Origin of the sequence: Kordiimonas sp. SCSIO 12603 (assembly GCF_024398035.1) — a bacterium.
GTDB lineage: Bacteria > Pseudomonadota > Alphaproteobacteria > Sphingomonadales > Kordiimonadaceae > Kordiimonas.
Genome location: NZ_CP073748.1, coordinates 1389585 through 1411897, shown reverse-complemented (window position 1 = coordinate 1411897; position 22313 = coordinate 1389585). Strand labels below are relative to the sequence as shown.

Annotated in this window: 17 protein-coding genes; 10 read left to right on the top strand and 7 right to left on the bottom strand. The window is 47.1% G+C overall.

The window, feature by feature from the left end:
* Positions 1-251 precede the first annotated feature (251 nt).
* Positions 252-2291: a winged helix-turn-helix domain-containing protein gene (locus KFE96_RS06350; RefSeq protein WP_255835142.1), complete on the bottom strand. Its 2040-nt coding sequence runs from the start codon at positions 2289-2291 to the stop codon at positions 252-254.
* Positions 2292-2466: 175 nt separating this feature from the next.
* On the opposite strand from KFE96_RS06350, the gene KFE96_RS06345 reads away from it, so the two are divergent.
* The 5 genes from KFE96_RS06345 to KFE96_RS06325 all read left to right on the top strand — a co-directional run bounded on the left by KFE96_RS06345 (position 2467) and on the right by KFE96_RS06325 (position 7206).
* Positions 2467-4746 carry a CocE/NonD family hydrolase gene (locus KFE96_RS06345; protein ID WP_255835141.1) on the top strand — a complete coding sequence of 760 codons (2280 nt, stop codon included), beginning with the start codon at positions 2467-2469 and terminating at the stop codon, positions 4744-4746.
* Between the two features lie 126 nt (positions 4747-4872).
* Positions 4873-5814, top strand: a complete 942-nt coding sequence (locus tag KFE96_RS06340; RefSeq protein WP_255835140.1) for a CPBP family intramembrane glutamic endopeptidase — start codon at positions 4873-4875, stop codon at positions 5812-5814.
* 126 nt (positions 5815-5940) lie between these two features.
* Positions 5941-6210 (top strand): hypothetical protein, encoded by a 270-nt coding sequence (locus tag KFE96_RS06335; RefSeq protein WP_255835139.1) that lies wholly within the window; start codon positions 5941-5943, stop codon positions 6208-6210.
* A 94-nt stretch (positions 6211-6304) separates the two neighbouring features.
* Positions 6305-6799, top strand: a complete 495-nt coding sequence (locus KFE96_RS06330) for a Fur family transcriptional regulator (protein WP_255835138.1) — start codon at positions 6305-6307, stop codon at positions 6797-6799.
* Between the two features lie 2 nt (positions 6800-6801).
* A complete protein-coding gene (locus KFE96_RS06325) occupies positions 6802-7206 on the top strand; it encodes a MerC domain-containing protein (RefSeq protein ID WP_255835137.1) in 405 nt (134 codons plus the stop codon).
* Here KFE96_RS06325 and KFE96_RS06320 read toward each other — a convergent pair whose 3' ends face one another.
* The 4 genes from KFE96_RS06320 to KFE96_RS06305 form a co-directional block, all read right to left on the bottom strand.
* On the bottom strand, positions 7207-8595 hold the full coding sequence (locus tag KFE96_RS06320) for a nicotinate phosphoribosyltransferase (RefSeq protein WP_255835136.1): 1389 nt from the start codon (positions 8593-8595) through the stop codon (positions 7207-7209).
* 113 nt (positions 8596-8708) lie between these two features.
* Complete coding sequence (locus KFE96_RS06315; RefSeq protein ID WP_255835135.1) at positions 8709-10274, bottom strand: DUF3369 domain-containing protein; 1566 nt, start codon at positions 10272-10274, stop codon at positions 8709-8711.
* Between the two features lie 15 nt (positions 10275-10289).
* On the bottom strand, positions 10290-11714 hold the full coding sequence (locus KFE96_RS06310; protein WP_255835134.1) for a sensor histidine kinase: 1425 nt from the start codon (positions 11712-11714) through the stop codon (positions 10290-10292).
* A gap of 230 nt (positions 11715-11944) precedes the next feature.
* Positions 11945-12478: a peroxiredoxin-like family protein gene (locus KFE96_RS06305; RefSeq protein ID WP_255835133.1), complete on the bottom strand. Its 534-nt coding sequence runs from the start codon at positions 12476-12478 to the stop codon at positions 11945-11947.
* 219 nt (positions 12479-12697) lie between these two features.
* Between KFE96_RS06305 and KFE96_RS06300 the strand changes: the two genes are divergently transcribed.
* Entirely contained in the window at positions 12698-13303 is a 606-nt protein-coding gene (locus tag KFE96_RS06300) for a TetR/AcrR family transcriptional regulator (RefSeq protein ID WP_255835132.1), read from the top strand.
* 86 nt (positions 13304-13389) lie between these two features.
* The gene (locus KFE96_RS06295) at positions 13390-14736 is read left to right on the top strand and encodes an anti-phage deoxyguanosine triphosphatase (protein WP_255835131.1); all 1347 of its coding nucleotides are present in this window, start codon (positions 13390-13392) and stop codon (positions 14734-14736) included.
* Position 14737: 1 nt separating this feature from the next.
* Here the strand turns inward: KFE96_RS06295 and KFE96_RS06290 are convergent, their stop codons facing one another.
* The gene (locus KFE96_RS06290) at positions 14738-16123 is read right to left on the bottom strand and encodes a serine hydrolase (RefSeq protein WP_255835130.1); all 1386 of its coding nucleotides are present in this window, start codon (positions 16121-16123) and stop codon (positions 14738-14740) included.
* An 83-nt stretch (positions 16124-16206) separates the two neighbouring features.
* Positions 16207-18309: a TonB-dependent siderophore receptor gene (locus KFE96_RS06285; RefSeq protein ID WP_255835129.1), complete on the bottom strand. Its 2103-nt coding sequence runs from the start codon at positions 18307-18309 to the stop codon at positions 16207-16209.
* Between the two features lie 459 nt (positions 18310-18768).
* Between KFE96_RS06285 and KFE96_RS06280 the strand changes: the two genes are divergently transcribed.
* From KFE96_RS06280 to KFE96_RS06270, 3 genes are all read left to right on the top strand, one after another.
* A complete protein-coding gene (locus tag KFE96_RS06280) occupies positions 18769-19503 on the top strand; it encodes a hypothetical protein (RefSeq protein ID WP_255835128.1) in 735 nt (244 codons plus the stop codon).
* A 132-nt stretch (positions 19504-19635) separates the two neighbouring features.
* On the top strand, positions 19636-21753 hold the full coding sequence (locus tag KFE96_RS06275; protein WP_255835127.1) for a marine proteobacterial sortase target protein: 2118 nt from the start codon (positions 19636-19638) through the stop codon (positions 21751-21753).
* A complete protein-coding gene (locus tag KFE96_RS06270) occupies positions 21743-22297 on the top strand; it encodes a sortase domain-bontaining protein (protein WP_255835126.1) in 555 nt (184 codons plus the stop codon). Before KFE96_RS06275 ends, KFE96_RS06270 begins: the two co-directional genes overlap by 11 nt.
* Positions 22298-22313 lie beyond the last annotated feature (16 nt).

The following is a 22313-nucleotide window of genomic DNA, read 5'->3' as shown; positions in this document are numbered from 1 at the left end:
TCTGGCTGTGCATGCTTGCTTGGTTGAATGATCGTATATCCCTGCATCAAGGGAGCAACAAAATTCGGATACGCATCTCTGGCAATGCCCCCTTTTTCGGAAGAAAACATTGCCGGAACCGGATTTGAAACTTCCCGATAAACCTCATCCTGTCAGGGGTTGGTTTAGCGCTTATTCGCAGGAAGCTTGCACACAGAACCCATCCACCGCTTGGTGAACTATACCTTCGTCCTTGCGGTGGGTGCGGCGCTTTATTTTACGGTACGGTAAATATCCGCTGAATGACTTTTCAGCGTGGAGAGATAAATCTTATCATCAGCAACTGCGAAAGCGGGCATACCGTCTGCCTGAAGCAGTAACTCTTTCTCCCCGCCAACAGCATGTTCATAGAAAGCCCATTTACCATTTTCAAACTGCCAGTAAAAAAGCTGATCACCCTGTTTTTCCACAGCAAATTTACGGCCAACGATCGGGTTTGAAAGAGTTAAGCCAGTTGGCTCTCTACCCTCACCGGAAAAAAGCTCCCCTGTTTCTGAAAACCACAAGGTATTTTTCATATCAGAGGCGTAACGAATATAGGCCCAAGATCTGTTTTCGATGCTTACTGTATTGGTACGCAAATCATAATAATGCACCTGCCAGCCACCTTTTACGGCAACACTGTAAGAAAGTGTGTTTGCATCAAACCAGGAAACACCACGGATTTCTGTTTGCGGGATATCAAGTTTCTGGCGCTCACCAGTTTCAGCATCAACCACATGAAGTTCGTTGATAGTAACACCAACCAGACGCTTACTATCAGTTGACCATTTCAAATCATAATAATGGCTATGGCTACTGCCTGATGTGAGCTTTCTTTCCTGATGATCTTCAAGAGACTGAAGCCACACTTCATCTTGCCCTGATTTATCTGACATGTAAGCGATCATCTTGCCGTTTGGTGCAAGCGTTACCAACCGATCATCTACTGAAGAGGCTGCCACCAGCTCCTGCGAGTCATCTGCTCGCTCCAAGGAGATAATATCACGGTTATAGATACCGCCCACATATACGTAACCACCTGTATGATCATCCCGAATTGGGGTGCTAATCCGGTGGCTGGCACTGTGGATAATCTGCCTGTCTCCACCTTCCAGATCAAAACTGATAAGGTCATACGCAGGATGTTCACCAATTACGATCACACGGTCGCCCCGAAGGTTCCAGATTGCGCAGCACATATATTCATTAAGGCGGAACATCTGAGTGAGTTTATCCCGCTTCAGATCAAGTGTGAAAAATGCAAGCCACTGCTCTGCATCAGGCGAGGAAATAAGAAGCTTATCTTCTGTCGGGTGCAGATCAAACTGTGTATTGCCGCCCAGAATAAGTTCTGGCTGGCTCACGCGGCGGCTGGTACCCGCGGGCAGCGTAAGCTCATAAATGGAATATGGCGGCCCAACCTCGCTAGCTTCTGCATACAAAAGCTTATTATCATCATGGGTGAATATCACTTTGCCGTAGCTGTTCTTCGGGCAGTAATGAATGGTTTCCTGCACCGTTATTTTCATACCATCAAGGGTTAAGCGACGCAGTTCACAGCTTTCCTGGTCTGTGTAAAGGTACGCGATATATTTACCACTGTCTGACCAATCCGCAGGGCCATGGTGCGCGCCCGCTTCACTTAATTTAACGGTTTCCTGCGTTGTAAGGTTCTTTAAATAAAGCTGAAGGAAATTATCTTCAAAGGTGGTGTAAAGCAGCTGGTTCCCATCAGGTGAAACAGAAGGCTGAAATTCCTGACCGCCACCGCGGGTTAGAAATTCGGTGCCTTTCACAGTTGGTTCCGGCTTTGTGGGTTGCTGAAAATACATCACGGCAAAAGCTGCAATAATAAACAGCGCAAACACCATCATGGGTTTACTGCTGTGTGGCTTGGCCTGCATTTCCCCATCTGCCGCAGTAGTTTCCACAACCGATTCTGCCGCTAGTTCAGAAACTGGTGCAATAAAGCGGTATCCCTTTTTAGGATAGGTGGCAATAAATTGGGGTGATTTAGGGTCATCCCCCAGCTGTTTCCTGAGTTTTGCAATAACCCGGTTTACGGCATTATCCGTGATAGCACGAGCTTCCCAAACTGCATCAACAAGCTCGTCCCGGCTGATGGTTTTATCCGGGTTCAGGCAAAAATAGGTGAGCACTTCGGCAAGGAGAGGCTCCAACTGCACAGTTTTTTCAGTGCCGTCTGCATTTTTTTCATGCAGAGCCTGTTCTTTCTCATCAAAGATAAATTGTCTTATTTTCCAACGCATTACCGATTACCCACCCCGAGTTTGGCGGTGAACTTATCATGGTTTTTGGGCTTGGTCACAAAAAATCACCTAAAAATCACCTCGTGATCATTACTTATTTTTCGCCTCGTGGAATTGGTATCTCAAGCCGCACCGATGTGGTGCAGGCAATAACATGATGAACCGAGGCACGACGATGAAAATTACAAAAGCACTTTTATTAACAGCCCTTCTTTCCACAACTTCCATAGCGCAGGACAATTTCAAAACACCTGCCTCCGTGAAAGCCGATTTTGAGGGCTTTGCTGAACGGTTAAATTCAAGAAGCCAACTTCACAGAGATATGCAGGCGCTTGCAGAAAAACTGCTGAAGACTGAAGGCCATAACCTGGATACCAAAATGCGCCTGCTCGCACTAACGGGCCAATTTGATGAAGCACTGAAGGCACTGGCAGAAATCAGGGCTAACCAGGATACAAGCGCTTATCCCGCAAACCCGTTTCTTACCCTTCAGCAGGAATTATTCTTCAAAACCAAAATCCGTGAACAGCAAACAGGTGAAAGTTTCGAAACTGCTTTCAGGCATGTGTATGAAGCCATCTTCCGCACACTGAATAACAAGGAGGCACATAAAGCCAGTTATTATATGGGCTATAGCCTGGAACAAGGTATCCCTTACATGAAATTTGTGTTTGGGCGCGTAGCTGGCAGTGACGAACTTTCCAGTAAAGACGCAGCCAGCCTTCTTTACAATTATCAGGATTATTATGTTTACAACGCCGTTATTCCTGCCAGCAAAACCCTGCAAGAAGAAGATATTGACCGCCGTTATATTACTGATCGTAACGTTCTTATAAAAACACCTGAAGGTATCACCCTTTCAGCAGTTGTAGTGCGCCCTCGCGGAGTGGCAGAACCAATGCCAGCAGCGCTTAATTTCACAATTTACAACGTACCGGACAGCAATCTCCGTGAGGCATTGAACGCAGCAGCTCACGGCTATGCGGGTGTGATAGCTGATGCCCGCGGCAAACGCCTCAGCACGGATGAGATCCGCCCATACGAGACCGAGCACAAAGACGCCAACGCGGTGGTTGACTGGATCAGCAAGCAAAGCTGGAATAATGGCGAAGTGGCAATGTATGGTGGCAGCTACAACGGTTTCGCGGCATGGGCGGCGGCAAAGCATGCACACCCAGCGCTTAAAACCATCGTTCCTTATGTGGCAGCTATACCTGGTTATGGCCTGCCGATGGAAAACAATATTTCTATCAGCGCCAATTATGCGTGGCCCTTTTATGTAGCCAACAACCGCGATCTTGATTTCGACCTGTATTTCGATAATGCACGCTGGGGAGGCCTTAACACTAAATGGTTTGAAAGTGGCCGCCCTTACCGCGAATATGATGCGGTTGATGGCCTTACAAACCCTTGGTTCCAGAAATGGCTGGATCACCCCGCGTATGATGAATACTGGCAAGCAATGGTGCCTTATAAAAATGATTATAAGAACATCAACATCCCTGTGCTTTCCATTACAGGTTATTATGATGACGGGCAAATCTCTGCGCTCAGGTATCTAAATGATCACCACACCTATAACGAAAACGCGGATCACTATCTGATCATCGGTCCTTATGATCATTGGAGCGCTCAAGGCACACAGCGTAAAAACCTGCGCGGTATTGAGCTTGATCAAAGCGCCTTTATTAATGTGCCGGAAATTACTTTTGAATGGATGGATCACATCCTTAAAGGAGCACCAAAGCCTGCCCTTGTGAAAAACAAAGTAAACTATCAAGTGATGGGAGCAGATACATGGAAGCACGTGCCGTCGCTCGCGGAAATGAACGCTGATACAGTACGTTATTATCTGAATACAGAAAGCTCTGGCGAACACCACACCCTCAGTACTCACCGAGAAACAAAAACAGGTAATGTGCTGCAAACCGTAGATTATACTGACCGCAAAACACAGAATAATGCTTCATACCCGTGGCCAATTATCCGAGACCAGTTAGAGACTTTCGGCGGCAAAGTATTCCTCACCGATACTTTTGGTGAAGATATGGAGTTATCGGGCCAGTTCTCCGGCAAGCTCGATATTCGCATGAACAAAAAGGACGTAGATCTGGCTGTAACGCTTTATGAAATCCTGCCGAACGGCAAGTTTATTCACTTGGCATCCTATATGGGCCGCGCCAGTTATGCGGCTGATGAAACCAAGCGACACTTGCTGACCCCCGGTGAAATTGAAAGCATTGAATTTAACCGCACGCGTATGGTGAGTAAGCGCATAGCCGAAGGCAGCCGCATCGCCGCCATCGTGAATGTAAATAAAAATGTGATTGCCCAGGTAAATTACGGCACAGGGAAAGATGTAAGCCTTGAAAGCATCAAAGACGCTGGTGAACCGCTAAAGCTTGAATGGCAAAACAGCAGTTACCTGAACCTGCCTATCAAACCACTGAAGTAATATTAACCAATTGGAAGGCCGGGTTTATCCCGGCCTTCACCATCTCCCGCACTTGTTATTGGCGAAATATTGCTTACATCCACCACTCAGGGTAGATATTCCATCTATTCAGCGGGGGAATATTTTGTGAGCGACACAACAGTAACGGCAGACAACAGCCTTCCAGAGAAGATAGATTTCATCCACCAATCGCACTACGGCGACAACAGCTTTATGTGGTCGGTACTCGCTATCATGATAGGCGTGGTTGTTTTCTTTATTGCTTCTGTTGCGATCCTCTTTGCACTCGGCATTATCGGTACAGCGCTACCAACAGATGATATGCCAGACGGATTTGAAGATCACCTTCTCCTCCTGGCTAGCTTCCTGGCCTTCTACCCAGCCTTCTGGGTTGCCCAAACAAAAATTCATAAAAGGAAATGGCTAGATCTATTAACCAGCGCCCCGACGTTCCGGTGGTCTGTGTTGCGGAACGCCGCATTCCTTTATGGAGGTGCGATGATTATCCTCGCTCTCTATGAATGGTTTTCCGGCGGTGCTACCTGGGTCTATGACAGCAATAGCTATTGGTCATTTCTTATAGTCACGCTGATATTGGTACCATTTCAAGCCGCCTCTGAAGAGATACTATTGCGCGGGTACGCGAACCAGTTTTTTGTACGTTATCTAAAAAGCCCTTGGGTGGTTTATGTGATCACCAGCATGATTTTCGCCAGCCTGCATTTCGCAAACCCTGAAGCAGATTCTGGGTATTTCTATCAATATGTATTACTGATATTTGTTGCCGGCTTCACCGCCTGTATTGTTACTCATTATACGGGTGGCCTCGAAGCAGCGATTGGAATGCATATTTTCAATAATCTGGTCGCCTTTACAGTCGCGGGATATGATATCCCCGGTGAACCGACAACAACACTTCTGAGCTTAGGGGAAATCCAGTTCTCGTGGTTTGACACGATTGTCGCAGTATTGTTCGAATTTGTCGTAGCTTTTATAGTGATCTGGTACCTGAAACGGCAACAATCTCGAACTATTCTCTCAGCCAATGCAACAAACATTACACCGTAAATAAGCTTCGGTTTAGCGAAATCAGGGTTCCCTTCGCCATTGGGTTATTATATAACCTACCTTATGAATACGTTAGTAGAACATAAACAGCCTGTTCTTCCCGCAGTCTGCTTGAAGAGGTATCTATTGCTTCTCACTGTGCTTGGGCTGTTTATCTTCACTCGTATTCTTTTCTCATTCCACCACCATGGGATGGAAAATCAGTTTGATGATACTGACGCGCGGCTGGAATGCGGATACTGTCTCGTAGCGCATGCAGCTATGGATATTGAAGACAATGTCCAGACTATTGCCCTCCCCCCTTTCGCGGGCAATAATTATGACCCACTTCATAGCCAGATCCCGCATAGCGTCAGCATTTCGGCCGCAAGCGCCCGTGCCCCGCCAAAAGCTTAACTCTCCCTATTGCAACCTGAATATCTGATCCAGTTGGCAGCAAATGCCAGCTGATATTTGTCGTGTAGCTCGTCTGCACGCGAGAGAGTTAACAATGAAACATATGGAATTATATGATGGTGCCAGTGCGCGTAGCATGGCACCTGCACCGGGTAATACAAACAATGGCTACCAGCCACTAAGGCCACCAAGGCTTACCAACAATCAGGCTATGGTTTATGATGCACTGCTATCTTTGGGCAGGTCAGCAAAAGCATATGAACTGCTTGAAATACTGCGCCCTCAAGGTGTGAACACGGCCCCTACCATTTACCGTGCGCTCACTGATCTCACACGGAAAAACCTAGTACGGCCCGTGCATTCCACGCGCACTTTTACAGCCCGGCCCATTTCCAAGCCGTTCACCAAACACAGTATCTTAATGATCTGCGAAGCTTGCGGGCATGTAGACACTATTGAAAATCCAGCCCTGCAATATGCGCTTGAAGATAACGCCAACAGCGCCGGTTTTACACCCAGAGATAAAGTGGTGGAAATCATGACCCTCTGCCGCGAAGAAACATGCCCCAGCGCAAATCCGGGATTATAGTGATGGAGAAGCCTGCCGCTTATTCAAGTGTAATGGACCGGATTGCCATGGCGGCATCCGGCCTGTGTGTGGTGCACTGTATCCTTACCCCTATTCTTATCGCCGTACTGCCTGCTATCGCAGTCTACGCGGAGATCAACCACGATATTGAACTACTGCTTATCGGGGTTATGCTGCCACTCAGCGCTTTTGCTCTATTCAGAGGATACAAGTGCCACTGCAGCATGCAGCCTACAGTAAACGCGGCTGGCGGTGTTGCACTCCTTTTACTGGCACAGCTTGTACTCGAAAGCGAAACAGGTGAATTGATTGCCAGTGTCGCTGGTGGCTTAGCACTCATTACCGCACATATTATAAATATCAAAGCAGGGAGGCACTGCGCATCAGGCAGTGCCTGTGAAAGCTAACTAAGCCTTATATGTCATGCTGCGGTGGCGGATTTGCTCAAGCGTGTCCTCCACCAGCATTTCACCATTCCGGTAAACCGTGCGTAAGGCATTTTCTTCTGCGCTTTCTGCTTGGCGAGTTTCATAACCCTCTTCGGTTTTCACCAGTGCGAGCACACCGCGCTTACTGGCTTTCCCTTTATCGGTGATAGGGTTCTTGAACACGTCCTGCCAGTTCCCATTCACCTTTACCGCCGAGCATTTCATGGCAAAATGCTGGGTATCACGGGTTACTTGCTGCAACAGTCCGGAGCCCATACCAAACACAATATTCTCAGCGCTTAAGCCTTCTTCAAGCATCCGGCTGAGGATTTTCTTGATGGTATCCGGGGTGATACCATCCCCTTGCAGCACACGTACATGATCAGGCAGAACTTTATAGCCCTTACTGTTCGTGCTGCTACCGAACTGTTCCATCAAAGCTTTGATAACAGCGATCGGGTTTTCAATAGGGTCACCACTATCTGGCCGAACCACAAGGCGTGAACCTGCTTCCGCATTCTCAAGCACCTGATCCTTCAGCTCACCGCCGAAGATATCATTCACTGCGCGGAAAATATCATAACTATCGGCTACGATACTGATGATGTTCGAACCTTTAAACTGCTTGAGCATATTGCTGTAGGCATCGGCTTCCCTATCTTCTCCCCAGCTTGTCATGGTGCTGTGTTCGCTCGCAGGAACGGAAAAAGCCGCCATCGGTTCCTGATAATATGTGCGGGCCGCAAGAAGCGCATTCATCGTATCTGTACCGCGGAAGTTTACCAGATGCGCGAGACCACCAAGTGCTGCGCTTTCTTCTGAAGAGACACCGCGCGCACCAAAATCATGCAGCATAAACTGCGCAACGGGCTCAGCCAGCTCATCACTGCTTTCTTCCAGCGCTTCCAGAATACTTTGTTTGGCGTGATAGCTGATGGTTGCCACGGTTGTTGGATACCACACACCTCTCAATAGTGACGTTTCCACAAAACTACTGAGCCAATAGCATGCCGGATCAGTGTTTCGTACCTGTACAAGCACATTGCTGATTGGTACAATTGTGCCTTCTGGCACTGCTTCAATTTCCAGCGGCAAGTAGCCGTCATGTTTATCGAGAATATGCTGCCAACCAGCCCGGTTAAAACTGATACCGTGTTCATGGCACACCCAGGCGGCATCATCGATATCCGCTTGTGTGATTGGGTTCGCCAGCAGCTTCTTCAGCCATGCCTGAAGGCCAAAGAAAAGCACGCTTTCATGCTTGCCACCACGGCTTTCCACATAACTGTTCACAATGGTTGTTTCAGGGGGATACTGCAGATAATGGCTGTGTTTATAGCTATCTGTATCAAGAATAATATTGGTCATAGATACGTCTCAGAATGCCCCATAGAAATATGCTTGGAGCCTTTGCTATCACACACACCCTATTTTGCAACCTTTGCAGGCTGCATTCCTTGTAGAAGCTCCTTAGGAAAGAATTAGTGCGCCGCCTGAGTATCAGCAAAAACCGTAAGAATATGCTCCACATGATCAAGATTCTGAATAAGGATATCAACCAGTTCTGGCTGGAAGTGTTTCCCCCGCTGTTCTTTAATAAACCGGTATATATCCCCAAGGGCCCAAGGCTCTTTATAACAGCGCCTACTTCCTAAAGCGTCATAAACATCTGCTAACCCGGTAATGCGACCATAAATATGGATATCTTCACCGGATTTACCGTGTGGATACCCAGACCCATCCCACTTTTCGTGGTGGTGCAGCGCAATCATAGCGCCCGCTTTTAAAATAGGCTTATCTGATGATTGAAGCATTTCATACCCGAGCCGCGCATGGGTTTGCATCACAGCCCATTCTTCAGCATTCAGTTTACCGGGTTTGTTCAAAATTGAATCTGGAATACCTATTTTACCAACATCATGAAGAGGCGAAGCATATTTAATAATTTCAGCTTCTTCTTCAGATAACCCAAATTTCAGCGCCAATAGCTTTGATATCTCCGCAACCCGTTTTAAGTGGTTGCCGGTTTCCATGGAACGGGTTTCCACGGCTTCACCGAGCCGGTAAACAATTTCCCGCTGGGTTTCTTCTACCTGGCGGTTCAAATCCAGATTTTCGAAAACAATACCGACATTGCGAGCATATAATTCAATCAGATCACGATCCATATGATCAAGCGCTAGTTCACCGGATACATAGAGCACATTTTCATGGCCGTTTTTCCCCACATGATGACTAACAATCTGATTACCTTTTACCACCTGCCCCTTTTGGGAGGCTTCTAAGATCAGTTTTTCCAAATTCAGTGAGTTGGGGTCCACACTGTTATCATTACCAGTACGATACCGCCCTGTACCCGCGAGGACTTCAAAAGAGGAGTTATCTTTCTTTAACGCGGCTAGAGAATCCACTCGCCTGCCATAAAAGGAATCCCCTTCTTTCACCCTCAAGAGTGACATGAGCTGATCCAGCGCCCCCTCGGCCAAAGTTTGCATAGAATTGATTGAGAAAATATCAGCCGTAGCTTCAATGATTTTTCTTAAACCCTTCCTGCTGTCCTCAAGTGCAACCATATCGCGGTAAGACCTAAGGGAAGCGCTCAACAATGTATAAAGTTTCTGAGATGTGAGTTCGGTTTTTTCCTTATAATCATTGATATCATAATCCATGATTACCTTTTTCTCTGGCGCTTGTCCCGGCTGGCCCGTTCGCAGCACAATCCGCGTTAGCTTGTTCCCCAGATCACCACGGATATAATGAACTAAATCCAACCCCGCATTATCACTTTCCATAACAACATCCAGTAGGATAAGGGCGATATCAGAATGCTCTTTAAGGATCTGTCTTGCATCCGCTGCGGAGTATGCATCCAGATACTCAAGCTGCCTGCCACCAAACTCATAGCCTTTTAAAGCCATCTTGGTAACACTGTGGATTTCGTCCTCGTCATCAACGATCAGGACTTTCCAGTTGGTTTTAACCGCCTCATTTGAAACCTGCTGGGGTTTGCTTGGGCTTAACTTTAATTTTGTTCCTACTAACGCCATTCTATCTATCCCCTACTAGATAAATTGTTCTTCTGCACTGTGGTTCACGCACGGGAAATTAATGACAAATCGTGTACCTTCACCTTCTGCACTAAAGCAGTTGATTTCACCGTCCAGTTTATCGACCACTAAGTTATGAAGGATATGCAAACCAAGGCCCGTACCACCCTGACCGCGTTTTGTTGTGAAAAATGGATCAAAAATATGCCTGAGGTTCTCTTTGCTAATGCCGCAACCATTATCAGAAAAAACAATCTGAACTTTTTTGTTCGATAAAGGCGACAAAGCAATATTGATGACGCCACCGTCGTTCGCTGCAAAAGCATGAGAAAGAGAGTTAGTGATTAAATTGGTAATTATCTGACTTAAAACCCCTGGGTATGTTTCGATGTAAATATCTTCAACATCATCCAGAACCACTTCCACAGAAGGCTTTTTCACAATCGGCTTTAAACTGATGATGATATCTTTCAGATACTCTTTGGCACTAAAGGTTCGAACAATATCTTCGGTCTGATCCACAGACACCTGTTTAAAACTTTTCACCAATTCGGACGTACGTCTTAAATTATTTTGAATAATTCTGAAAGCTTCTTTTGAATCAACGAAATAGCTTTGAAGATCTTCTTCCGAGAGCAATTCATTTTGGTAAGCTTCTTCAGTTTGCATAAGTCGTTCGCGGGCATGGGATGCCGCAGTAACACTAACGCCAACAGGTGTATTTATTTCATGAGCAACACCTGCAACCATTGTAGATAATGCATTCATGCGCTCGTTTTGTATAAGCTCATTCCGTTCCTGCTCATTAATAAGCTGCTTTTTCGTGTTGTTGAGGGTCCTGTAATCTCGTGAAACACTAGATGATAAAATCACTCCTAAAAACGGGACAATGATTGCTTTCGTAATAACCATGGAAATCACAATGATATACATTGTAGATACCGTTTTCGCGACAAACGGCTGAAATTGTGCACCGTGTGAAGATAACCCCTCCAGGCCAACTTTAAGCTTTGAAACCACAACCTCTTTGCTTATTTCACCACGGGAATACTGGTCCAGTTCATCCAGAATATCATCCGCAAGAAGTTTATCCTGCTCGCACAGGGCAATAGCTTCACCGGTTCCTATGATTTTCATCATGAATTTCTCGAACGCACTTACCATATTCAGGCATTCGATCGGTTGTTCTCTAACAAGAATTACGTAATCTTTAACGGGTTCAATATTGCCAGACGTTTGTTCAAACTGATCAACGGCTTTATAAACTTGATCGATATATTTTTGGTGCTGGTAATTTAATTTATGAAGCTGCGCCCCCAGCTGAATTTCATAAACACCAACGATGCTTAACAAACCCGAAAGCAACACCAAAAGGTTAAGAAGGTTTAAGCGGGTGGATACAGATGAAGTTTGGCGGAAGAATATATTTTTGGTGAACAATGCCCTGCCTTTTTTTGCGCACTTCAAACGATACTGAAAACACAAACTCCAGGCTGGCTCCTCCCAAACCAACGTTATAAGTGTGGGCGTAAAGAGTTAAAAAACATTAAACTCATCAAGGCACGTGTAAGTAAGCCGGCACTTGGCAAGCAGGTTTTAAATTTCTGATTAATTGAGAAAATCCCGTGCCTCATATAGATCACGGGATTCACTTCAATCACTATATTGGTTTATTCAAAAGTACCACGGATAGGATAGTTGTTTTCCGGGTTCTTAATAAACGCAAGGCCACCAACAAGAAGACCCAGTTCCGGGCGAATAATCGGGCTATTTGCATAATCAACAACCTGCAACAAGCCTTCTTCGTTCACAATAAACATGCCTGGCTCGGCAAACGGTGCATCTGTTTCCTCGGGAGAACGCGGGCTGGAAATATAAAGCCCAAGTGACTGCATCTGCTCAATGGTCAAGCCGTAACCAACAGGGAAATTCGGGTTCACCTGCTCCATCTGCACTGTCGCTTTCTCAAGCGGATCAGAAGAAACAGCAATTACCTCAATACCGAGACCATGAAGATCATCCAGCTTCGCATTCAATTGCTGCAGATACTGTGTACACAAAGGGCAATGCTTGCCGCGGTAAACCACAATCATTTGCCAATCAAATCCTTCAGATGCCTTGCCAAGGGTTAAGTCTTCACCGCTGGTAGACTTCAGAGAAAACACTGGAAACTCAGTTCCAGCAGCTAATTTTTTACTATACATCGAACACTCCTTTAATTTTGTAACGATTGTTATTTAATTAGCTTATGCATAATTTTCAACCAATTATGTAACGACCGTTATCAAATAAAAGTTACCACCTGAATTCACCGCCACACCAGATAGTTGGAGAGCACACACCATATAACTATTCATGCCTTCTTGAGATTTGTAACAAACGTTATTAATATAATAACTGATGTATGTTTGAGGTTTTGAGAAATGCCAGAAAAGAAGGTTGGGCGCCCAAGAGGCTTTGATAGAGAACAAGCTCTGAATGCTGCGGTGACGGTGTTTTGGGAAAAGGGCTATGACGGCACTTCTATGCGTGACCTGACAGATGCCATGGGTATTAACAGCCCCAGCCTTTATTCTGTCTTTGGGGATAAGCAGCAGCTTTTTATGGCTGCCATTGACCATTATTCCCAAAACTTTGGTAAAAGCCCGATCAGCGCCTTCAACGATGAAACTGATATCAAAAAAGCAATCATTGCTTTCCTTGAAACCGGCATCACAGAAGATGACAGTACGCCTGAACATCCAAAAGGGTGCTTTATCAGCAGCTGTGTACCCACCAGCGCAGGCCACGTGGAAGGTGCAACAGAGAAACTCCAACATATTATCAAAGGGGCAGACAGCCTTTTCGCAGCACGGTTTGAAGAGGAAAAATCCCGTGGTAGCCTGCCCGTAGACTTCCCATCAGAAGAACGTGCGCGCCTTATGTTTGATCTTCGTCAGGGCCATGTCCTCAGAGCCAGAGCAGATCTGCCATCAGCCCGTATTGAAGCAGACCTGGAATCCCGCGCAAATATGATCCTGTCTCACTAGTTTTTCATCAACTGTCTCTTACTAACTGGTTTTCCCGGCAGGAATTTGTGGTATCACCATGATACTAATCCAACTGGGGAGCCATCATGAATATTTGGGAAGAACGGTTTGAAACGAGCACAAGCGGTGCATCAGAAGCACGTACCGCCTATGATGTGGATTATGGCCGTGTTATTCACTCTGCTGCTTTTCGCCGCCTACAGGGGAAAACCCAGATACTGAATTTGGGGGATAGTGATTTTTACCGCACTCGGCTTACCCATTCGCTTGAGGTATCCCAACTTGGTGTAGGGCTGATGAAGCGTGCGAGAACCGAGTTTCCTGATCTGGAAATACACCTCCCCACCACCACACTGATGCAAACCATCTGTTCTGTACATGATCTTGGCCATCCGCCTTACGGACACGGCGGTGAAGTTGCCCTTAATTATTGCATGCGAAACAGCGGGGGTTTTGAAGGCAATGGACAATCACTCCGCATTCTTTCGAAGCTTGAGCACTTCTCCAAAGATGCGGGCGCGAACCTCACCCGCCGCAGCTTGCTTGGTATTCTTAAATATCCAGCACCATATAGCCGCGTGGCAAACAAGGATATTATGCCGTCTAAAGGTGACAGCTCAGGCAGCCTTCATCTTTTGGACCGCAACAGCTGCAAGCCACCCAAATGTTATCTGGATACAGAAAAACAGGTGGTAGATTGGGTACTAAGCGTGTTTAGCGATGAAGAACTGGCACGCTTCACAAGTGTTGCGCCCGGCAAAGAAGGTGAACACGGCAAACCCAGATATAAATCACTTGATTGCTCAATCATGGAACTGGCAGACGATATTTCAAACGCGGTACATGATCTCGAGGACGCAATCTCGCTCAAGTTTGTAGACAGTGAAGATTTCCGCGCCTTTTTCACCGTTGATCGGTGCCGGAATTATATTGAATACCAGCAGCGCGAGCGGCCTAAATATTTCGGCAGCAATAATGCCTATGATAACTTTATCAGCGGCATGTTTGCGCGTGATGCATCCCGCCGTAAAATGAACATCAGCATGCTGGTTACCTATTTCCTTGATCATCTGGTGATGCATGAGGTGGAGGGCTTCAGTAACCCTATGCTGAAATATAACCTTGATCTAGCGCCCGCCGCACGGCAATTGATGCTGGATTTCAAAGCCTTTGTTTATGATAAACTCATCCAGAAACCGAGCGTGCAGCACCTTGAATTTAAAGGCCAACAGATGGTAGTGGATGTGTTTGAGATTATCGCTCATGAACCACGGCGTTTCCTGCCTTCTGAAGCATACGGAAAATATGTGGAACACGGCGAAAGCCTGCGCGAGATTTGTGACCATGTCGCCGGTATGACAGATAATTATCTGATGCAAATGTATGAAAGATTACTGAGCCCGAGAGTGGGCTCAGTGTTTGATCATCTGTAAGTTATTTCACTAGCTTCAATACATCACGAACGAAAAGATCAAGTTTGAAACCTTCACCACCCGCCGGATCATGCCCTCGGCGGATCAGGACTAGGTTCCGAGACGGCACCACAACCAGATATTGCCCCCGGTTGCCGCGAGCTGCATATGCATCATTTGGAATGCCATCAAAATCTTTATCATAGAGCCACCACTGTGCACCGTAGCCCATTGGTTTGGCTCCACTTCTACGTGGTGCAGGCTGCGGACCTTTAGCGGTGGCAATATACTCTACCCAACCTTCAGGCAAAATGCGTTCACCCTTCCAAACACCATCCTGCAAATGAAGGATACCAAGGCGCGCCATATCGCGGCTTGTGGTCCACACCTGACTGGAAAGCACGAAGTTGCCTTCCCAGTCTGTTTCCAGCACCGTATCATTCATACCGAGTTTATTAAGAAGTGCTGTAAACGGATATTCGTTATATGCCTTTGTGCTTTCAAAGCTGTTCTTTAAGGCACGTACGGCCAGCAAGGTATCATTGTTCGCATACTTAAATCGTGTGCCCGGCTTTACATCAAGCGAATGCTCTGTCGCGCCATCGCTCATTCGGCCACCACCCGCGTATAGGCGGTCAGTACGGTTCCCTGCCCGGTTGCTATCAATGCCTGATGCCATATGCAGCAGGTTTTCAAGCGTGATGTTTTTGCGCGGGTCAATCGGGCTTTGCCATTCAGTGATATTCGCTGGTTTTGAGACATCAATCATGCCGTCCTCAACCGCCGCCCCAATTACTGAAGCTGCAATTGATTTCGCCACAGACCATGTCCGCTGGCTGGTTTTTGGCGTGTAACCCTCGATATATTCTTCAGCGAGCAATTCTTCAGGCGTTGCCACAAGCAGCGCTGTGGTGAGTGCATCCTTACCGTAATACGGATCAGTCATCATGCTCTTGAGCTTGGCTTTCAGTGCGCCACTGCCTGTATCCAGTTTCTTCCAAGGCTGGCTATCGCCAGTATTTGGCCGGGTTATATCAACGGTTGGCAAATACTGTGCATCGGCAAAATCAGCACCAACAGGAAGTTGCGTACAGCCAAGCCCCTCGCGCCACTGGCTGATACGCGGCGGCAGACCATCATTAAATTTCACACTCACACGCTTGTTTTTATGGTCTATCACTGCATCGGGCAGTTCCGCCATTGGTGCTCTGAAGCCTTGATAAATACCAGTAAGTTCCTGTGCCGCAATCATTTCAGGCGTTTTGCCGCCGTTGAATGTGGCACTACAAGTAAATGCTGCCTTATAGCCCGCAGCATAGGCTTTCATTGTTGTGGATGTTTCTCTGTCTTGCGCGGTGGCCGCTGTGCTCAACGCCGCCAGTGCAAAAATGCCCAATATCTGTTTCATTGCCCTCTCCCTAAAACGAGAAAAGACCCTGCCAAAGCTGACAGGGTCTTTCAAGTTACCTAACGGAAGTGTGTTCAAATTGCTTAGAACTGACCAAACACTTCGATACGGAATTCCGGCTTTCTGGTACGGTCTGAAATCTCAGAACCAGTGAAAGCACCTCCGCGGGCGGGATCAAAGAAATCACGCTGTCTGCGGAACTTACCAGTGTTAATCAGATCCACAGCAAAACGGGTTTTCACACCAAACCAACGTGTTGTTTCAATGAAGGCATTAACCCGACGGTTACCACGGAAGCTGATAATCTGATCAGTGAGGAATACTTCTTCCCTGAAGATGCCATTATATCTAATACCCCATGAAACCTTCGCTTTAACAAGGTCCTGACGGAAATCAAAACCAAGGAAAGATGGATTAAAGCCACTGATACGGCGGTTCTGCCCTGTTACGGGATCATCAAAACTTGCATCCCTTAGGTTTGCTTCAATTTCAAGAAGGCCACCCGGCAGAATGAAATCAAGCGGGATATTTAGTTCCGCTTCCACACCGTAAAAACGCGCGTTACCCGCGTTACCACGGCCCGGGTCACCGCTTGCCAGAATAATCTGTTCAAGAATATCACTGCGCCATTCGTGGAAAGCGTTAACACTCAATGAGCCACGCTCGCTGAACTTCCAATCAAATGTTGTAGAAAGCTCCCAAGCACTGTTTGGTGCCAGATCAGGGTTACCAGCCGTTGTACGGTCATCATTAATCTGTGCACTTGCGGCAAAATCACGGAAGTTAAGCTGCCCAACCGTCCGTTCAATCTGCCACTGCCACTGAATGTTATCACTGAAGTTATACGTTGCGGTAAGGCGTGGTTTCAAAAACTTGAATGTCTGTTTGTTACCAGCGTCACCTGATACTTCAATCTCTGAAATTTCGCCGGTCAGGCCTCCATCCACGGAAAGCTTTTTCGTAGCTGCCCAGTTAAAGTTAGCAAATGCTTCACCCCGGATTTCTCGAACGCTCGCATTGGCTGAACTTAGATCAATTGCTTCACCGTTTGATACAATCGACAGATCAGAATCCAGACTGTTACGCGCTACTTCAAAACCAAACTCTGGCTTGAATTTGTTCGAACCTGCATCACCATAGGTGGTTCTGAGAATGAATTCCTTTCGCTTACGGTTTTGTTCAAAATCCGTAATATCATTCACAACATCAATTGGTTCGCTTTCAATAGTGCGGCTTTCAAAACCAAAATTATTGATGGTACCAAGTATGATAGAATGAAGTTTCCACTGATTGCTGAACGTTTTTTTCCAATCAACGCTCAGTTCATATTCTTCACCACCACCGTTTTCGTTGTTCTGCCATGTAAAATCCGGCGTTCCGCCATCAGGCAAACGGCCATTAAATCCTTCACGGAAGAAGTCGCCTTTAAATCTATCGCGGAAAAATTGGCCGTTTACAGTTAGCTTACCACCAAAAGCATCTCGGATTGCCTCAACAGAGAACACCTGGAAGTTAAACTGGTTTTCGAAAGTTTCATCCTCACTTTCGATCAGGTTTCCTTCGGCATCTACATCACGAAGAAGCGCATCCCGATTGCCACCATTCCAACCAACATCAAACCGGCTTGTGGTATCCCACCCTCCAATTTTCGTTGCAAGTGAGCCTTCAACATTTGGTAGTACACGCCCATCAGGTGGACGGCGCAATTTGGCAACCCAGGTACCACTGGTGCCGCCTGCTTTCTTAATAACGTTCGCAACAACGGATTGGCCTGCGGTATCGCCAGCACTTGTACCACCGCGCACGATCTCAATCCGTTCAACCTGCGCTACAGGAATACGAATAAGAACTTCACGCAAACTTGCTGATTTTGAAGAAGGTCGTGCACCATCAATCAACACGTTACCAGCGTTACCCCCAAAACCCCGCGCATTTGAACCGCCATCAAATGAAAAGCCAGGCAACCGCTGGATCATTTCAAAGGCATTTTGAGGGTTATACTGATCAAAGAATGAAGCTGGATACGTGTTTGCCGAATTGGCTACAGGCACATCTCCATCATCATCAACTGCGGCGTTATCCACCGCATACGACATAGTGGTGCATGCCGTTATCGCCAAAATCGCTGTCGCCGATTTCAGCACAGTTAAAGCGTTCTTACGCTCCCCACCTAAAAGTAGGTTCATTATTTCCTCGCTCTCGCATCATTACAGTTTGCTGTTTGCCCTTACTCAAACAGCGGATTTGCGATGGCCTGTATATTATCTTTGGACAAAACCTAAGTTCACCCCTTCTGTAAACTTAAGCATAATGCCGTTCAGGTTATACTATTGCACTTTCCCTGAGATGCTGATGCCATACTTTTCCGGTGAAAGGTGGAAATTGCGGTAAAATGTTTTCAAAGTGCGGCCAACTGAAAATCGCAGAGAAACCTCTTTCATAACTATAGCTTAAACCCGTTTAGTAATACCCTCTATAACCTCACGTTTACGCTAGGCACTTTTTTTCGCGGTACATTCCCAGACAAAACGCCTATATCTCTGCAAATACGCTCTTTACTTTTTCTTTATACAACCTATGTAGATTAGAAATATTAAAGATGTGAAACTTATTCATACGGTCACGAGTAACTAAAGGATACTATCGTGTTTAAGAAGATTGCTATTGCAGCTGCATTTTTTGGTTTCGCCCTCAGTGGTGAAACAGCACAAGCAAGAACATTTGATTTCTACACCGATACCTTCTCTGATGTAGGAACATATGCGCCTGTAGGTCTTGGTGAAGATCTTACCATCAACGCTTGTGGTTCCGCTCTTATTCAAGGCCCCGTGACAGGTGCAAACATTGGCACGCAACCTCGCTGGAGTTTGTGCGACATCCCTGATCTTTCAAGCTTTGAGCTTACCTATTATGCGTCAGAAGCATCTGCAACCGCACTAACGGCAGCGAACATTATTGCAACATTCAGCGGTGCCGATGTTGCAGGTGGCCTTACAACAACCTTCGCAACAGGTGCCGGTACCGTATTTTCTTCACCGGGGAATTACCTGCTTGGTTTGGCGATTACCTTGCCTCAGGGTGAGCTTGTTGCACTTGCAAACGGCGATATTGTTACCCCGGGCGGCGACTGTGGTTTAATCACGTCACTGATTACGTTCCAGCCAGCGGGTTGTACGATTATTCCAAACAGTAATCAGCCACAGATTAACGGCGCACGGGATACCGGTTTTGCAACCACCACCATTACGGTTGAACCAGCAGCAGTGCCTGAACCATCTGCGATCCTGCTTCTACTTCCGCTTATGTTTGGTCTTGCATATTTCCGTCAACAGCGCCCTGCTCTTGTTCGTGTGAAAACAAATCGCCGTATTCATAAATAAGGCAAACAGGGCGAACTGCGTTTCTTCGGCATGAGTTCGCCTTAATGTTTCTCAAGCCTGCCACTATCTCGGCAGGCAACCACCCTATTCTATAGGCAGAGTTATCCCAACAGATCAGAACGGGATATCATCATGCTACGCTTTTCACAGCCTCTCCTCTATGCCTATACAGCCGCCGCACTCGCCTTCGGCCTTGTTCTAAACACCCGACCTGCACTCGCGGATGAAACATCACCGCCAACTGCAAGCTCTGACCAGAAACAACTTAGAAGCTGGCAGGAAGGTGGGTTTGAAATAAAATCGATCCCGCATGAAGGCATGCCGCAGTTATGGCTTGATGCCCTCCAGCTTTCAAGCGAGGTGAAAACAGAGATCAACGGCTTCATCGCCTACACCACCGTCAAACAATCCTTCAGGAATACCACCGACCAGTGGGTTAACGGCACATACCGTTTCCCGCTTCCTGATACTGCCGCTATTGATGCATTTGAAATGCTGGTAGGCGAAAAACGTATCAAAGGAAAAATCAAGGAAAAGCAGGAAGCAAAACGCATTTACGAACAGGCTGTGAAAGAAGGCAAGAAAGCTGCCCTCCTCAGCCAGATAAGGCCAAACATGTTCAGTTCAAAGGTAGGGAATGTGGCGCCGGGTGCGGTGATTACGGTAGAGATTTCCTTCATTACCCATGCGGAGCAAAATGGCCTTACTTTCAGTTGGAAACTACCGCAGGCGATTACACCTCGGTACCACCGACTTGAAGATATGGTACCCACACCTGAACCCAAAAGCGCGCTCGCTACGCATCACCAAAAACACGGCATTTACCGCCATCCTCAAAACGCTGGGAATTTGGCGGTTTTTGATATTTTTTTGGCGCCTGGTGCAGCTGTTCAGAAACTCACCAGCCCCAGCCATGATATTCGGATTGCCGAGCAAGAAAACCGCTATCACATTACGCTCCGGGCTGATACCGAACCAGCTGACCGGGATTTTATCCTGCGCTGGGAGTATAAACCTGCGGGCAAACCCAAACCGCTGTTTATAAAAGAAGAAACCGAAAGTGGCACATATGTTCTCGGCATAGTTATTCCACCAAAGAAGGAAGAAAGCCTACAGAAATCACCACCAAGAGATATTCAATTTATCATTGATGTATCAGGCTCTATGCATGGGCACTCTATTGTTCAGGCCAAACGTGCCCTTCTTGAAGCGGTGGACCGCCTGCGCACGGAAGACAGGTTCGATATCATAAAATTCAATAACGATTACAGTCGTTTATTTGGTGCTACACAACAAGCAACCGCTGAAAACGTAAATCGAGCCAGAAATTATATTTTGGGTTTGGAAGCAGATGGTGGGACCGAAATGATGCCCGCTCTTGTGAACGCACTGGATTTGAACCAAACAGCTCCCGCCGATGAAAAAAGCCTACCGCAGATCATGTTCCTGACAGACGGTGCTATTGGCTACGAAGAAGCTATGTTCAAGCTGGTAGAAGAAAAGCTTGGTACCACACGCCTGTTCACTGTTGGTGTCGGGAATGCACCAAACGGCTGGTTTATGCGCAAGGCAGCTGAATTTGGCCGCGGTATCCACACGCAAATTGATAATCCACTGGAAGCGGAGAAAACACTGGAAGAGTTGTTCAGCAACATGGCCGCCCCAAGCGTTCAAAAACTCACGCTTTCAGGAAACGGTATGTTTGAAGCTTATCCCACACGCCTTCCTGATTTATACGGCAACCGCCCAACGGTATTTGTGGTGAAAACCGATGACAGCAAAATCCGGCTTGAAGGCGAAAGCGTAAACAGCAAACGCTGGAAGATCAGCGAACGCCTAAAGCGCATGGAAAACGGGAAAGGTATCAGCAAACTGTGGGCACGCAAGAAAGTGGAAGCCATTTCTGATGCCGCACTCAGGGGCTTACCGCAGGAAGAAGCAAAAGCACAAATTCTGAAAACAGCGCTCACGCACCAAATTGTCAGCAAATATACAAGCTTTGTAGCAGTAGAGGAAAAAATCAGCCGCCCGCAAGGCACCTCAGCGCAAGACAGTATCGTTCCTGAAAACCTGCCGAAAGGTATGAAACTTCGCCGTGTTAGCGCACCGCAAATGATGGCGCAGTCAAACTTCTCTGGCCCACAAACAGCCACGATGAAAGACCTGAAGCTGATCACTGGTTTTATCCTGCTGCTGTTCGCCACCGAGCTTATCTTGTGGCTACGCCGGGAGGCACGCCGTGAAGCGTAGGAAACATAAAACCATCATGGCTGGCGCTGCCCTCCTCACAGCGCTTGGCCTGTGGCAACTTGGCGGCGGTGCGATCATCGCTGCCAAGGCCGCCCTCGCCCCAGTGCTGGTGAAATCCGCATGGGAAGAAAGCCTGAAAACGGGCAAGCCCCTAAAGCCGTGGTCATGGGCGGACACACACCCGGTGGCGAAACTCAGCCTGCCGGATAAAGGCATCACCCACTATGTGCTGGCAGGGGATAATATGCGCGCGCTCGCGTTTGGCCCCGTAATGGCTGAGGTGAGCGGCACCCCTATCGTATTTGGGCACCGGGATACCCATTTCGCGTTCCTAGAGCATCTTGAGGACGGGGATATCCTCACCTTTAAAACCCTTGATGGTGCTGAAGAAAGCTTTCGTCTCACCCGCGCGTGGGTGGCACATAAAGATGCGCTTTCGGTGCCGCAATCAGCGGCGGAGCAAATCCTGCTAGTCAGCTGTTACCCGTTCCGTAGCGTAGGCGAGACAGATCGGCGCATTATCATGCAGGCCATTAAAATTTAAACCATTGTGAGGGTGG

Excerpts from the sequence above, each read along its gene's own strand:
- KFE96_RS06350 (WP_255835142.1), bottom strand. The coding sequence starts at position 2,291 with ATGCGTTGGAAAATAAGACAATTTATCTTTGATGAGAAAGAACAGGCT.
- KFE96_RS06325 (WP_255835137.1), top strand. The coding sequence starts at position 6,802 with ATGGAGAAGCCTGCCGCTTATTCAAGTGTAATGGACCGGATTGCCATG.
- KFE96_RS06300 (WP_255835132.1), top strand. The coding sequence starts at position 12,698 with ATGCCAGAAAAGAAGGTTGGGCGCCCAAGAGGCTTTGATAGAGAACAA.
- KFE96_RS06345 (WP_255835141.1), top strand. The coding sequence starts at position 2,467 with ATGAAAATTACAAAAGCACTTTTATTAACAGCCCTTCTTTCCACAACT.
- KFE96_RS06290 (WP_255835130.1), bottom strand. The coding sequence starts at position 16,123 with ATGAAACAGATATTGGGCATTTTTGCACTGGCGGCGTTGAGCACAGCG.
- KFE96_RS06295 (WP_255835131.1), top strand. The coding sequence starts at position 13,390 with ATGAATATTTGGGAAGAACGGTTTGAAACGAGCACAAGCGGTGCATCA.
- KFE96_RS06285 (WP_255835129.1), bottom strand. The coding sequence starts at position 18,309 with ATGAACCTACTTTTAGGTGGGGAGCGTAAGAACGCTTTAACTGTGCTG.
- KFE96_RS06275 (WP_255835127.1), top strand. The coding sequence starts at position 19,636 with ATGCTACGCTTTTCACAGCCTCTCCTCTATGCCTATACAGCCGCCGCA.
- KFE96_RS06315 (WP_255835135.1), bottom strand. The coding sequence starts at position 10,274 with ATGGCGTTAGTAGGAACAAAATTAAAGTTAAGCCCAAGCAAACCCCAG.
- KFE96_RS06305 (WP_255835133.1), bottom strand. The coding sequence starts at position 12,478 with ATGTATAGTAAAAAATTAGCTGCTGGAACTGAGTTTCCAGTGTTTTCT.
- KFE96_RS06320 (WP_255835136.1), bottom strand. The coding sequence starts at position 8,595 with ATGACCAATATTATTCTTGATACAGATAGCTATAAACACAGCCATTAT.
- KFE96_RS06330 (WP_255835138.1), top strand. The coding sequence starts at position 6,305 with ATGAAACATATGGAATTATATGATGGTGCCAGTGCGCGTAGCATGGCA.